A 13923-nucleotide genomic window follows, 5' to 3' on the forward strand; every position below is an offset into this window, starting at 1 on the left:
CTTGATCAAGCGCACGGGAGCAGGCGGGCGCCTCACAAGCCCATGGATGAACTGCAGGAGATCAGCCTCGCGTCGCAGGGGCGAGGCGTGCTTCCGCGGTCGCGGTCATGAAGGCGTCGAGTGTCCGGGCGCCGGCCTCCGACAGCCTCAACCCGAGCTTGCTCCGGCGCCAGAGCACATCCTCGGCCCGCTCGGCCCATTCCGCACGCATGAGGTAGCGGACTTCGCGCTCATAGAGATCGGCGCCGAAATGCTGGCCAAGGTCAGCGAGCGAGCCTGTGCCATCAAGGATATCGCGGGCCCGGGTGCCGTAGGCACGGGCGAGCCGGGTGACGGTCTCGCGCGGCAGCCACGGATGCGCGGCACTGAGCGAGGCTGCGAGCGTATCGAAGCCGGTGACCGGAAAGTCGCCCCCCGGCAAGGGGCCGCTGACAGTCCAGCCGGGCTGCGTCGCCCAGCCCGCATGCGGCGCCAGGCGCGCGATTGCAGCCTCCGCCAGCCGGCGATAGGTGGTGATCTTCCCGCCAAAGACCGACAATAGCGGCGCCTCCCTCTCGGGTGCGTCGAGCGTCAGGACATAATCGCGCGTTGCTTCCTGAGCCATGGAGGCGCCATMGTCATAGAGCGGCCGAACGCCGGAATAGGTCCAGACGACGCCCTCACGCGTCACCGGCTGCTTGAAATACTCGCTTGCCGCCGCGCAGAGATAGTCGATCTCCTCGGCCGTGGCCGAAGCGGTCGCGGGATCGCCGTGGTAGTCGCGATCGGTCGTGCCGATCAGCGTGAAGTCGCGCTCATAGGGAATGGCGAAGACGATCCGGCCGTCGGAATTCTGGAAGATATAGCAGCGGTCATGCTCGTAGAGCTTGCGCACCACGATATGGCTGCCCTGGACCATGCGCACGGCGGCCTGCGTGTTCGAGCGGACGATCCCGTTCAGCACCTGCCCGACCCAGGGCCCGGCCGCATTCACCAGGGCCTTGGCGCGGACGCTGTTGCGCACGCCGTCCCGCACGGTCGTGATTCGCCAGGCGTCACCCTCGCGCTCGGCATGGAGCACCTTCGTGCGGGTGTGGATGTCCGCGCCGCGCGCTGCCGCGTCGGCTGCGTTCAGCACGACGAGCCGCGAATCCTCGACCCAGCAATCCGAGTACTCGAAGGCTTTCACCAGCTCCGGCTTCAGCGGCTCGCCCTGCGGGGCGTGCCGGAGGTCGATAGTGCTGGTCGGCGGCAGGAGCTTTCTGCCGCCGATATGGTCATAGAGGAAGAGACCAAGCCGCAGCAGCCAGGCCGGGCGCAGGCCCTTGTGATGCGGCAGCACGAACCGCAGCGGCCGGATGATGTGCGGCGCAAGCTGCCAGAGCACCTCCCGCTCCATCAGCGCCTCGCGCACCAGCCGGAACTCGTAATGCTCGAGATAGCGCAGACCACCATGGATCAGCTTGGTCGAGGCCGAGGAGGTCGCGCTGGCGAGGTCGCTCTGTTCGAACAGGATGACGGAGGCGCCGCGGCCGGATGCGTCGCGCGCGATGCCGCAGCCATTCACACCACCGCCGATGATCGCGAGATCATATGGCTGGGCGGCAATCTCGGGAACGGCGGTCACGGCGTCTCTCCGGCTGGCGGGTGATAGTTTCAGGTTTGATTTCGTTTTGATGATGATTTTTGAATAGGTGAACCTAAAAGCGAAAGCAATGGCTCGGCCAGCACGGCGCGTTCGCCCGAATAGGGGGCGAGTTGCGGCTCAATCCCGGCGGCCGACTTCGACGAGTTGGACGGCCTCACCTTTGCATAGGGTTCGCAACGCGGGCGAGGGCAGTTCGTCGGTGACGAAGACATCGACCTCGGAAAGGTGCCCGATGCGGATCGGGGCCGCCCGCTCCAGTTTCAGCCGGTCGGCAACCAGCATCACCCGCCGTGCATTATCGATGATCGCGCGCGAGATCTTGACCTCACGGAAGTCGAAATCGAGCAGCGCACCGTCCTCGTCGATGGCCGAGGCCCCGATCACGGCATAATCGACCTTGAACTGGCTGATGAACTCGGCCGTGCTCGAGCCGATCAACCCGCCATCCGTGCGCCGGACCGGCCCGCCGGCCAACACTACGTCGATCCTGGGCTGCCGGTACAGCAGCGTCGCGACATTCAGGTTGTTGGTGATGACCATCAGGTCCTCATGTTGCATCAAGGCGCGCGCGACCTCCTCGGTCGTGGTGCCGATATTGATGAAGAGCGAGGCGTTGTTGGGAATCAGCCGGGCGGCCGCTTCGCCGATGGCGCGCTTTTCGGCCTGCGCAATGAAGCGGCGGGCCTCGTAGGCGACGTTCTCGACCCCCGAAGCGATGACGGCGCCGCCATGGATGCGGGTCATCAGCCTGCGGTCACACAGCTCGTTGAGGTCCTTGCGAATCGTCTGGGGGCTCACATCGAAGCGAGCGGCCAGCTCGTCGACGCCGACCTTTCCCTGCAATCGCGCCGTGGCCAGAATCTCGGCCTGCCGAGGGGTGCTGAGCTGATCCATGAGCCTGTCACTGCAAGTGTGATTGCGATTAGCTTTCAGTTTGCAACAAAATCACGCAAAATGTGAATGTCTGATTACGCTGCGCCAGACTCGCCCCGCCGGATCAGCGAGTCTTGAGGGAGCCCCGGAGCTGTCATGCATCAGGACGCCGATGCTGGCGCCGGAGTAGGTGCCATTTCGCGGCCGCTCCAGGCGCTGCTGGCCGCCCCATGATCGCAGCGCAACCGAGCAAGCCTTGGATCCCTATTCAGCCACGTTGGGTGAAGCGCTCGGCGGCGTAGGGGCGCGGATCGRTGAACGGCTCTTCGCCGGTCATCATTTCTCCTAGCAGGCGACCGGTGACGGGCCCGAGCGTAAAGCCGTGATGCGCGTGGCCGAAGGTGAACCAGAGCCCGTCATGCCGTGGCGCCTTGCCGATGATCGGCTTCATGTCGGGCAGGCACGGACGTGCCCCGCGCCAGGGTGCGGGATCCACCGCCTTGCCGAGCGGGAAGATGCGCCGTGCGATCTGCTCCGCCTGCTTCATCTGCCGCGTGTCGGATGGGGCGTCACGGGCCGCGAGTTCGATGCCTGTGGTCAGGCGGATGCCGCGCATCATCGGCGACAGCACGAAACCGGCCTCGGCATCGCAGATCGGGTGGTTCAGCACAGCATTGCCCTGCGCCTCGTAATGCATGTGGTACCCGCGCTTGTAGGCGAGCGGGAAACGGTAGCCGAAACGCCGACAGAGATCGTCCGACCAGGGGCCGAGCGCGATGACGGCCGCTTCGGCGCGATACTGCGCACGCGGTGTCGTAATCGCCCAGGCCGCGCCGTTCTGTTCCAGGCCCTTCGCATCGCCGGTGACGAGCTCGCCGCCACGCGCCGTAAAGAGCTTCGCATAGGCGCGGGTCACGGCGCCGGGATCGCTGACGGTGACCGGATCGCGCCAGTGCAGTGCGCCGGCGATATCGCCCTGCAGGGCCGGCTCCCGGCGATTGAGCGCCTGTCTGTCGAGGACGTCATAGGACAGTTGGAACGGACCAAGCTCGGCCGCGCCTTCGGCTGCACGTTCGAAGCTGCGCGCTGACCGGTAATACTCGATCCAGCCTTCGCGACGCATCAGCGGCTCGACCTCGGCCGGCCCCGCGAAATGCTCATGCTCGCCGATGCAGCGCTCGATCAGCGGCAGCATCTCCCGGGCGGCKCGGTTCAATCGCTCGCTTGCCGAGTGCCACCAGTACCGGGCGAGCCAGGGCAGGATCTGCGCCAGGAAATCCGGCTGATAGCGGACCGCGACCGAGCGGTTCGAGGCATAGGCCAGGATCGTGGAGAGGTCCCGCGGGAAGGCATAGGGAATCACCGAGGAACGCTCGATCAGGCCGGCATTGCCGTGGCTGGTTTCGGCGCCGGGCAAGCCCTTGTCGATCAGCGTCACCGCACGACCACGAGCCTGCAGATGCAGCGCCACGCTGACTCCGACGATGCCCGCGCCCAGCACGATGACGTCGGATTGCTTGATCGTTTGGCCCATCGCTCCTCGGCGGCATCACTCGCGTCGCGCTCGACCCAAAGGCCGGGCGACCCGTTCGAGAAGCCTCATTTTTCAGAGATATGCAAGAAAAGAAAAATCGTTTGACACTATGAAAGAAAAATTTCTTKATTGCGCCATCAACCGGGCAAACCCATGACCCAGACGCTGCGCCAGAGACTGCAGGCTTGCCTTGAAGACGGCTCCAAGGCCGACAAGGCGCTCGCGAGCTACATGCTGGCGCGCCTGAACAGCGTGCCGTTCGAAACAGCTGGGAGCCTGGCCGAAAAGGTCGAGGTCAGCGAGCCGACGGTTGGGCGCTTCTGCCGTTCGCTCGGCTACAAGAGCTTCAAGGATCTCAAGGAACAGCTCAGACAGGATATCGGCGACCGGCCCTGGCTGATCAGCGACCGGTTGCGCGATTTCCAGCAGCGCAGCCTGGCCGGCGAGGATCAGCTCGCCCGCGGCCTGCAGCTCGAGATCTCCGGCCTGGTGGCCATCTACGAGCTGGCCCAGACGGATGAATGGAAGCGGGTCGCCAGGCGGCTTGCCGCGGCTTCGGCCGTCTATGTCACGGGCTTCCAGACGGAGCGGGGCCTCGCCCAGTATCTCGCCAACCAGCTCCAGTACCTACGCGAGGGCGTCCATCTCATCGATCTTGCAGGCGGCAATTTCGCCGAGCTGCTGCTTTCGGGCGGACCGTCGCCCTGTCTCGTGATCTTCGAGGCCCGCCGCTACTCGCGCATGGCCAAGCTGCTGGCCCGCGAAGCCAAGCAGGCCGGCATCCGGACCACGCTCGTGACCGACGCGTTCTGCGACTGGGGCCGGGACCTCGTCGACGAGGTTCTCGTGGTTTCGACCGAGTTCAACCAGTTCTGGGACTCGACCGCGCAGATGGCGAGCCTCGGCAGCCTCCTGGTCAACAGCGTCTTCATCGAACTCGGCCCGTCCGTCGAGGAGCGCCTGAACAGGATGGCGACGCTCTACAGCCGATTCACGGGGCATGTGGGGGATGGTTCAGGCCCCGTCGAGTGAACGAAGACCCAACATCAATCAAAAAAGAGGGGAATGGCGTCATGACGAAGATGAAGGTGAGCGGAGCTGCCTTGGCTCTCGCGCTGGCCGGGACGGCGATCTCGGGAGCGTTGTCGGCTGTCGTCGCGCAGGAAGCGACCTTCGTGCTGACGGCACGCTGGGTCGGCGCGCCGACCTACAATCCGATCAAGGCGACGAAGCTGAACACGGCGACGACGCTGATCTATGACCGGCTGGTCCTTCAGGATGCCGACCAGAGCTTCCACGGTCAGCTTGCGACGTCGTGGGAGACTTCGGCCGACGGCAAGCAATGGACCTTCAAGCTCAAGCCCGGCGTGAAGTTCCACAATGGCGAGCCCTTCAACGCCAAGACGATCGAATGGTGGGTGCCGCAGTTCAAGGGCACCGAGAACGCCTTCACCGTMGAGGCGATCGAGCGCGTCGAGGTCATCGACGACCTCACCGTGCGCTTCCACATGAAGAACCCTGACCCGAACCTGCTCTCGAACCTCGCGAGCTCGTTCATGTGCATTCCCGAGCCGAAATCCTATCAGGCGCTCGGCGACAAGTTCGGCGTCAGCGAGGCCGTCGGCACCGGCCCCTACAAGCTGCAGCAGTTCACGGTCGGCCAGCAGACCGTGCTGGTCCGCAATGACGACTATGCCTGGGCCTCCGACCTTTCGAAGAACCAGGGGCCGGCCAAGTTCAAGAAGCTGACCTTTCGTGAGATCGCAGAGGAATCGACCGCCTATCTCGAGCTGAAGACCGGTGGCGCCGACCTGATCGTCGCCGTCCCCACGGACTTCCTGCCGCGCATGCAGGCGGACAAGTCGATCAAGGTGGTGACCATCCCGGGCACCGAGCTGGTCTACATGCCGATCAACACCAGCGTGGAGCCCTTCACCGACATCAAGGTTCGCGAGGCGACCGCCTTCGCCGTGAACCAGGCGGAGATCATGAAGAGCCTCTATGGCGGGCTCGGCGAAGTGGCCGACACCTTCCTGATCTCCTCGCTGCAGGAGTCCAAGGTCGATCCGAAATACAAGATCAGCTACGACCCCGAGCGCTCGAAGCGGCTTTTCGACGAGGCCGGCTGGAAGCTCGGCCCCAACGGTATCCGCGTCAAGGACGGCAAGCCGCTCCAGGTCAAGTTCTGGGCCCAGAATGGCACGGAATTCAAGCGACTGGCCGAGGTTCTTCAAGCCCAGCTCAAGGCGGTCGGCATGCAAGCCGACATCACGATCCTCGATTCCAGCACGATCAATTCGCAATACCGCAAGAAGACCGACCACCAGCTCGCGGTCCGCGCCTATCTCTGGACCAATGCCGATATCGTCGACTGGTTCTTCAGCGCCAAGCGCCTCGGCTATCCCAATGTCTCGATGTTCAACGATCCCGAGGCCGAGAAGCTGAACGACATCGCAATGAACAAGTCGCGCAATTGGGATGAGCGCGTCGTCAACTTCACCAAGTACCACGAATACGTATTGTCCCAGTATCCGTTCGCGCCGATCTACCAGCCGGTCCAGCTCTTTGCTCACGGCAAGCGCGTCACCATGCCGGAGAAGATCCGCGGTTCGGGTCTGTCGAGCCAGTCGATCGTCGATATCGAACCCGTCAACTGACGGGTTCGCGGACCGGTTCGAGCGGGAGAGGGCGCCGTGCTTCAATTCGCGATCAAGCGACTGCTTCTGCTCGTGCCGGTTTTCCTGGCCGTGTCGCTGGTGATCTTCCTGATCATCCATCTCGTGCCGGGCGACCCGCTCGACCACATCATCCAGGTCGGGTCGTCGCCCGAGCAGCAGGCGCAGATGATTGCGCGATACGGGCTGGATCAGCCCCTCATTGCCCAATATCTGCGCTGGCTCGGCAAGGTCGTCACCGGCGACCTTGGTGATGCGATCGTGCTGCGCCAGCCGGTGGCGAAGCTGATCGCCGAGAACCTGCCGCACAGCCTTGCTCTCGGCGGGCTCGCCTTCATGTTCTCCACGATCATCGGCATCACGGTCGGCGTGCTCGCCGCCTCCTTTCGCGACAGCCTGTTCGACCGGGCCGTGATGGGGCTGATCCTGCTCGGCTCGACCCTTCCGAGCTTCTGGCTCGGGCTGCTGATGATCCTGATGTTCGCGGTCCAGTTCGAGTGGTTCCCGGTCTCCGGTGCGCGCAGCTGGGAGGCGCTCGTCCTGCCCGTGCTGACCATCGGCATCGGCGGCACTGCGCTGATCGCCCGCGTCACCCGTGCGGCGATGATCGAGACGGCCAATCGCGACTTCGTTCGCGTGCTCTACGCCAAGGGATTGCCGTTCTGGCGCATCCAGCTCCGCCATGTCCTGCAGCATGCGTTGATGCCGGTCGCCACCATCCTTGGCCTGCGCATCGGCTGGATCCTCGGCGGCGCGGTCACGGTCGAGTTCGTCTTCGCTCGGCCGGGGCTGGGATCGCTGCTGATCACCGCGCTCGGCCAGCGCGATTATCCGCTCGTCCAGGGCTGCCTGTTGATGCTCGCCATCGCGGTGATGCTCGGCACGCTGCTCGGCGACCTTGTCCAGGCAGCCATGGATCCGCGGCTGCGCGAAGTGATGGGTGCCCGATGAGCCGGTCTTCGCTGCCCGCGCGGATCGCGCGTTCGCCACGGGGAGCGCTCAGCGCGCTCTTCCTCCTCGGGCTCGTGCTCTGCGCGCTGCTCGCCTACTGGATCGCACCCTATGACTATGCGAGCCAGAATCTGAGCCTGGCGAATTCGCCACCCTCGGCCGCCCATTGGCTCGGCACCGACGAGTTCGGACGCGACCTGCTCTCCCGCATCATCCAGGGCGCGCGCACCTCGCTCAGCGTCAGCGTGCTGTCGATCTCGCTCTCGGTCGCCGTCGGCGCATCGCTCGGCGCAGCCGCCGGTTATTTCGGCGGCGTCTTCGACCGGATCGTCACCGTCATCGTCGATCTGACCTGGTCGTTCCCGGAAATCCTGCTGGCGCTGATCCTGATCGCCATTCTCGGTCCGGGTCTGCACAGCACGGCCATCGCGATCGGCATCGCCTATCTCGCCCAGTTCACGCGCCTGACGCGGGCGCAGGTGATGACCCTGAAGAACGAAGTCTTCATCGAGGCATCGATCAATATCGGCGCCAGCCCGGCCCGCATCCTGTTCTGTCATCTGCTGCCGAATGCGATCACGCCGGTGATCGTGGCGGGAATGCTGGCGACGGGCGATGCCATCGTTCTCGAGGCTACGCTCGGCTTCTTCGGCCTGGGCGCTCAGCCGCCCCTGCCGAGCTGGGGGGCGATGATGAGCTCCGGTACGGCGCAGATCTTCATCGCACCCTGGATCATCATATTTCCCGGCCTCGTCATCGCGGCGACGGTCATCGCCATCAACCTGTTCGGCGATGCCCTGATCGAGGCGCTCGATATTCGCCGGCCGCTGCGGGACGGCTGAGACCCTGCCGTCCGCCGCTTACTGTCCGTTCCGATCCGCCAGAAGAAACGTATGAGGAAGCGCCATGTCCTTCACTGTCCTGACCGCCGAATTCTCGCATGAGAGCAATACGTTCAGCCGCAAGCCGGCCGATTACGCCGCCTTCGCGTCCCGCAATATCCAGCTTGGCKACGAGGCCGTTGCGGCCCGCAGCGAGGCGAACACGCCGATCGCCGGCTTCCTCGATATCGGCCGCCCCAATGGCTGGACGGTGATCCACACGATCAGCGCCTCGGCGCAGCCCTGCGGGCCGGTGACGCGCGATGCCTATGAGCGGATCGCCAGCGTCATCATCGAGGCCGCAAAGCAGAACAAGGACCGGCTGGACGGCATCCTGCTCGGCCTGCACGGCGCCATGGTCACCGAGTTCGACCAGGATGGCGAGGGCGAACTGCTGGAGCGTCTGCGCGCCGTGGTCGGGCCGGACCTGCCGATCGGCATCACGCTCGATCCGCATGCGAATGTCACCTCCAAGATGGCCGCGCTCGCCAACATCATCGTCGCCTACAAGACCTATCCGCATGTCGATGTGCGCGACTGCGCCAGGCAGGCCGCCGGCATTCTGCAGCGCGCCATGACCGGCGAAATCAGGCCGGTCACCATTCGCGCCCATCGCCCGATGCTGGAAGAGATCAATGGCGGGCGCACCGATATCGGGCCGATGGTCGAGCGCATCGCGCGGGCACGTGCCTATGAGCAGAAGCCCGATGTCTTCGCCGTCAGCGTCAACGGCGCCTTCGGCAATGCCGATATCGAGGAGGTCGGCCCGACCGTCCTGGTGACGGGGCAGGGGGATCTGTCCGCCCACCACGCCTTCGCCGAGGAGCTTGTCCATGACATGTGGACGCGGCGCTTCGAGAGCGTGAACACCTATCTCACGGTCGAGGAGGCGGCCCGGCAGGCCAATGCCTTCGACTCCAAGGACGGCCCGCTGGTCATTGCCGATTACGCGGATAATCCGGGCGGCGGCGGCTATGGCGACTCCACCGAATTGCTGCGCGCGATGATCGCGGCCGACGTCCAGGATGCCTGCTTCGGCCCGATCATCGATCCGGAAGCCGCCGAGGAGCTGCATCGCCACGCGGTCGGTGACCGCGTCTCGATCCGGCTCGGCGGCAAGACCGATCCGCGCGTCGGGGGCGCACCGCTTGCGCTCGAAGGCACGCTTCTCTTGTTGAGCGATGGCGACTTCGTCGGTGACGGGCCGATGCTCGGCGGGCTGAAGGGAAGCTGGGGCACGACTGCCGTGCTGCGTGTCGGCGGCATCGACATCCTCGTTGCTACCTTCCCGGCCCAGATGCTCGACCTGCAGCAGTTCCGCGCCTTCGGGATCGACCCGGTTGCGAAACGGGTGGTCGGGCTGAAATCCATGCAGCATTTCCGTGCCGCCTTCGAGCCGATCGCCGGCAAGGTCGTGGTCTGCGACAGCGGTGCACTCTGCACGCCCGACCTGACCAAGCTGCCCTACAAGCATGTCCGCCGGCCGATCTTCCCGCTCGACCGCGACATGCAGCTCGCCGGCTGACCTGAGATAAGGGCGCGGCGCCTCACTGTCCCTCGGAGCGGCGACACGCAACTCCGGGGCCAGCTGGCGGCCCGCCAGCGGCATCCCTGCGTGCCATCCCGCCACCGGGTCGCTATGGTCCGGCTGTATCGGTCTTCATGTCACGCGCATCGGTTGCTTGCCGGTTGCGCTCGCATGGTCGATGGGTGACCAAGGCGGATGAGGGCTGGCCCAACGTGAATCTGAAATTCCTGGAAACCTTCGTCTGGGTTGCAAGGCTGCGCAGCTTTTCCGTCGCTGCGGACAAGCTCTGCACCACGCAGGCGTCGGTCTCCAACCGCATCGCCACCCTGGAGCGTGATCTCGGCGTCCGCCTGTTCGAGCGCGACCTGCGCAATGTCAGCCTGACACCGCACGGCCAGCGCGCCCTGGCGCAGGCGGAAGCGATCGTGCGCATGGTCAATGACTTCCAGCGCACGATCGGCGACGCCAGCAATGAGCGCGGGACGGTGCTGATCGGCGCGATCGATTCTGTCGTGTATGCTTGGCTGCCGCGGCTGATCGAGCGCGTGAAGGAAGCCTATCCGAACGTCACGATCGACCTGAACGTCGACACCAGCCTGAACCTGGCGCGCCAGATCCAGGACGGTCAGATCGATCTCGGCCTGGTCATGGGGCCGGTCGTCGCTCCCCATATCCGCAATATCGAGCTCTGCACCTTCGAATGCCTCTGGATCGCCTCGCCGAAGCTGCCCCTCAAGCCCGGCAGGCTCGCGATCGCCGATCTCGTCGACTATCCGATCTTTGCCTATTCAAAGGGCTCCCAACCGCATCAGGCCGTGCTGCGGGTGATCGAAACGGCGGGAGTTGACCCCAGCGCGATCCGCATCTTCAACTCCAACTCGCTCGCCACCATCACGCGGCTGATCCGCGACGGCGTCGGCATCGCCGTGCTGCCGCGCGTCGTCGTGCAGGAGTTCCTGGAGACGGGTGATCTACGCGTTCTCGATGTCGATGCGCGCTTGCCGCCGCTGAATTTCCACGCGGTTTTCGCCGATGATCCGGGCAACACATTACCGGCGCTGATCGCGGACATGGCCGTCGAGATCGCGGCCTCCAACTGACCATACGGCGGATGCCCAAGGAAACGGCAGGGCATGGCGCTGGCGTTCTCATAAGCAATTCTTGTCGAGGCGAACAAGAATTTCGCGTTTGCCGGGCCGGCTCGCGTTTGTTCTGCTGCGGCAACACCTGCAGGGAGAACGCCGTTGAAAGTCTCGCTCATCCAGATGAACTCGCAGGACGACAAGTCCGCGAACCTCAAGACGGCCCGGGCCATGATCGAGAAGGTCGTCGCCGAGGACCATCCCGATCTCATCGTACTGCCGGAATACTACGCCTTCCTGGACGGCAGTCCGGCGGCGATGCGCGAGAGCGCCGAGACCTTTCCGAACGGCGAGAGCTATCGCCTGATGTCGGGCCTGGCCGAGAAGCACGGCGTCACCATCCATGCCGGCAGCGTCTGCGAGCGCGACGGTGACGACTATTTCAATGCGACCCTCGTCTTCGGTCCCGATGGCAAGCAGATCGCGCATTACCGCAAGATCCACCTGTTCGATGTCGATGCTCCCGGCGGCTCGAGCTACCGTGAGTCCAACATGGTCTCGCGTGGGAAGGAGGTCGTGACCTATAAGGTCGGGGACGCCACGGTCGGCTGCGCCATCTGCTACGACATCCGGTTCCCGGAGCTCTTCCGCAAGCTGCGCGACGCCGGTTCCGATCTGATCGTGCTGCCCGCCGCCTTCACCCTGATGACCGGCAAGGACCATTGGGAACTGCTGGCCCGGGCCCGCGCGGCCGAGACGCAGACCTGGTTCCTGGCGACCGGACAGACCGGCACCCATGCGCAGGGCAAGAACGCCTGCTACGGCCATTCCATGGTCATCAACCCCTGGGGCCATATCGCCGCCCAGGCTTCCGACGGTATCGGCACGACGAGCGCCAGGCTCGATTTCGACTACACCGCCAAGGTCCGCGCTGCGGTCCCCGTCGCCAATCATCACGTCATCGGCTGACCGGAGCGCAGCATGTTCATCGTCAATCCCATGCCGGCGCAGATTCCGGCCAGCCTCGTTGCGCTGCTCGAGAAATGCGAAGTCGCGACCATCGGTCATGTCCTGCATTCAGGCTTCGTCGACCGCGAGATCCGCGCGGTGCTGCCGACCAAGCGCATCGCCGGCACGGCGGTCACCATCCGCATCCCACACGCGGATTCGACCGCGTTGCACTACCTGACCAAGCTCGTCCGTCCGGGCGATGTGGTCGTGATCGACCGCTGCGGCGACACCAAGCATGCCTGCTGGGGCGGCGTCGTCACCCACGCCATGAAGAATGCCGGAGTGGCTGCCGGTGTCATCGACGGCCCGGCCACGGATTTCTCCGAGATCGTCAAGACCGACATGCCGATGTGGTGCCGCGGTCCGTCGCCGATCACGACCAAGATCCTCGGCACCGAGGGCGCGATCAACGTTCCGGTCAGCGTCGGCGGCCAGACGATCGAGCCGGGGGATGCCGTGCTCTGCGACGAGAGCGGCATTGTCGTCCTCAAGGCCGCGACGGCCGAAGCCTATGCCCGCCGCGCCATCGAAATGCAGGAGCAGGAACTCGTCCTGCTCGAGCGCCTGCGCAAGGGCGAGAAGCTGCCCGATATCTCCGGCGCTACCGCCATGGTCGAGGGCAAGCTCGCCAGGGTCTGAATGTCCGACATGTCGAAGCGGGCGGCACAAAGCCGCTCGCGCAACCATAAACAGAGGGGAAGTCGCATGAAGACATATGCCAAGATCGCGATCGGAGCCGGGCTCGCGACCGCACTCCTGTCAAGCACCGCCATGGCCCAGCAGACCGTGACGGTGATGGCCTATTCCGGTCTCTTCCAGGAGCGCTACACCAAGGCGGTGGTCGAGCCCTTCATGAAGGCCAATCCCGGCATCAAGGTCGAATATTTCCCGATGCCGAACTCGGCCCAGATGCTGGGCAACCTGCGCGCCCAGAAGGCCGCGCCGCAGGCCGATGTCGTGATCATGGACGTCTCGGTCTCGAAGGCTGCGACCGACGAGAAGCTGCTCACCAAGATCGACGAGAAGAACACCCCGAACGTCGCCGATCTCTACCCCAGCGCGCGCATTGCCGATGTCGACGGCGTCGCCGTGACCTTCGACAACCTCGTGCTGCTCTACAACACCGATACGGTGAAGGAGACGCCGAAGTCCTGGATGGACCTCGCCGACAAGAAGTTCGCCGGCAAGGTCGCAATCCCCGGCATGCCTGACATCCAGGGCCTCTCGCTCGTGCTGATCACCGACAAGGCGCGCGGTGGCACCGACTATCTCAAGAATGTCGACAAGGGCATCGCCGCGCTCGGCGAGATCGCGCCCAACGTGCAGACCTGGGAGCCGAAGCCCGAGGTCTATGTCACGATCATCTCCGGCCAGGCGACGGTGGGCGCCGGTTGGAACGCCCGTGCGCAGGTGAACATCGACACCTCGAACGGCAAGCTCGGTGCGACCCTGCCGAAGGAAGGCAGCGTCTTCCAGATCAACACCGTCAACCAGGTCGCCGGCGGCCCCGGCAAGGATGCCGGCGCGAAGTTCATCAACTACGCGCTCAGCCCCGAGGCGCAGAAGGCTTTCACGGAAGCGATGTTCTACGCGCCGACCAATGCCAAGGCGCAGATCTCGGACGCCGCGATCGCGCGCACGGCGGTGAAGTCGATGGACAAGGTCATCCCGGTGGATTGGATCGCACTCGCCAAGGTCCGCGAGCCGATCATGGACCAGTGGCGCCGCAAGGTGATCCCGCTGAGCCGCTGAGCCAAAGGA

12 protein-coding genes are annotated in these 13923 nt (G+C 64.8%); 9 read left to right on the forward strand and 3 right to left on the reverse strand.

Annotated elements, in window-relative coordinates; all coding sequences use genetic code 11:
* Positions 1-61: 61 nt before the first annotated feature.
* The 3 genes from glpD to AC1DIO_RS17155 all read right to left on the reverse strand — a co-directional run bounded on the left by glpD (position 62) and on the right by AC1DIO_RS17155 (position 4034).
* Positions 62-1606 carry a glycerol-3-phosphate dehydrogenase gene (gene glpD, locus AC1DIO_RS17145; RefSeq protein WP_476853735.1) on the reverse strand — a complete coding sequence of 515 codons (1545 nt, stop codon included), beginning with the start codon at positions 1604-1606 and terminating at the stop codon, positions 62-64.
* A gap of 138 nt (positions 1607-1744) precedes the next feature.
* The gene (locus AC1DIO_RS17150) at positions 1745-2521 is read right to left on the reverse strand and encodes a DeoR/GlpR family DNA-binding transcription regulator (RefSeq protein WP_441507082.1); all 777 of its coding nucleotides are present in this window, start codon (positions 2519-2521) and stop codon (positions 1745-1747) included.
* Positions 2522-2768: 247 nt separating this feature from the next.
* Positions 2769-4034, reverse strand: a complete 1266-nt coding sequence (locus tag AC1DIO_RS17155) for an NAD(P)/FAD-dependent oxidoreductase (RefSeq protein WP_476853736.1) — start codon at positions 4032-4034, stop codon at positions 2769-2771.
* Between the two features lie 153 nt (positions 4035-4187).
* Between AC1DIO_RS17155 and AC1DIO_RS17160 the strand changes: the two genes are divergently transcribed.
* From AC1DIO_RS17160 to AC1DIO_RS17200, 9 genes are all read left to right on the forward strand, one after another.
* Positions 4188-5066 carry a MurR/RpiR family transcriptional regulator gene (locus tag AC1DIO_RS17160; protein ID WP_113519031.1) on the forward strand — a complete coding sequence of 293 codons (879 nt, stop codon included), beginning with the start codon at positions 4188-4190 and terminating at the stop codon, positions 5064-5066.
* A 41-nt stretch (positions 5067-5107) separates the two neighbouring features.
* Positions 5108-6691: an ABC transporter substrate-binding protein gene (locus AC1DIO_RS17165; protein WP_441507084.1), complete on the forward strand. Its 1584-nt coding sequence runs from the start codon at positions 5108-5110 to the stop codon at positions 6689-6691.
* Between the two features lie 36 nt (positions 6692-6727).
* Positions 6728-7660, forward strand: coding sequence for an ABC transporter permease (locus tag AC1DIO_RS17170; RefSeq protein WP_441490864.1), 933 nt, complete (start codon positions 6728-6730; stop codon positions 7658-7660).
* A complete protein-coding gene (locus AC1DIO_RS17175; protein ID WP_069880984.1) occupies positions 7657-8502 on the forward strand; it encodes an ABC transporter permease in 846 nt (281 codons plus the stop codon). Before AC1DIO_RS17170 ends, AC1DIO_RS17175 begins: the two co-directional genes overlap by 4 nt.
* 64 nt (positions 8503-8566) lie before the next feature.
* The gene (locus AC1DIO_RS17180) at positions 8567-10066 is read left to right on the forward strand and encodes a M81 family metallopeptidase (protein ID WP_476853737.1); all 1500 of its coding nucleotides are present in this window, start codon (positions 8567-8569) and stop codon (positions 10064-10066) included.
* Positions 10067-10281: 215 nt separating this feature from the next.
* Positions 10282-11169 (forward strand): LysR family transcriptional regulator, encoded by an 888-nt coding sequence (locus AC1DIO_RS17185; protein ID WP_441490861.1) that lies wholly within the window; start codon positions 10282-10284, stop codon positions 11167-11169.
* Between the two features lie 144 nt (positions 11170-11313).
* A complete protein-coding gene (locus AC1DIO_RS17190) occupies positions 11314-12120 on the forward strand; it encodes a carbon-nitrogen hydrolase family protein (protein ID WP_441490860.1) in 807 nt (268 codons plus the stop codon).
* A gap of 12 nt (positions 12121-12132) precedes the next feature.
* Positions 12133-12801, forward strand: coding sequence for an RraA family protein (locus AC1DIO_RS17195; RefSeq protein ID WP_441490859.1), 669 nt, complete (start codon positions 12133-12135; stop codon positions 12799-12801).
* A gap of 132 nt (positions 12802-12933) precedes the next feature.
* Complete coding sequence (locus AC1DIO_RS17200) at positions 12934-13914, forward strand: ABC transporter substrate-binding protein (RefSeq protein ID WP_441507124.1); 981 nt, start codon at positions 12934-12936, stop codon at positions 13912-13914.
* Positions 13915-13923 lie beyond the last annotated feature (9 nt).

It is taken from the genome of Allobosea sp. 05T439 (assembly GCF_056396005.1).

Bases quoted from the DNA above. Each gene is read 5' to 3' on its own strand.
- AC1DIO_RS17200 (WP_441507124.1), top strand. From the start codon at position 12,934: ATGGCCCAGCAGACCGTGACGGTGATGGCCTATTCCGGTCTCTTCCAG.
- AC1DIO_RS17150 (WP_441507082.1), bottom strand. From the start codon at position 2,521: ATGGATCAGCTCAGCACCCCTCGGCAGGCCGAGATTCTGGCCACGGCG.
- AC1DIO_RS17160 (WP_113519031.1), top strand. From the start codon at position 4,188: ATGACCCAGACGCTGCGCCAGAGACTGCAGGCTTGCCTTGAAGACGGC.
- AC1DIO_RS17195 (WP_441490859.1), top strand. From the start codon at position 12,133: ATGTTCATCGTCAATCCCATGCCGGCGCAGATTCCGGCCAGCCTCGTT.
- AC1DIO_RS17175 (WP_069880984.1), top strand. From the start codon at position 7,657: ATGAGCCGGTCTTCGCTGCCCGCGCGGATCGCGCGTTCGCCACGGGGA.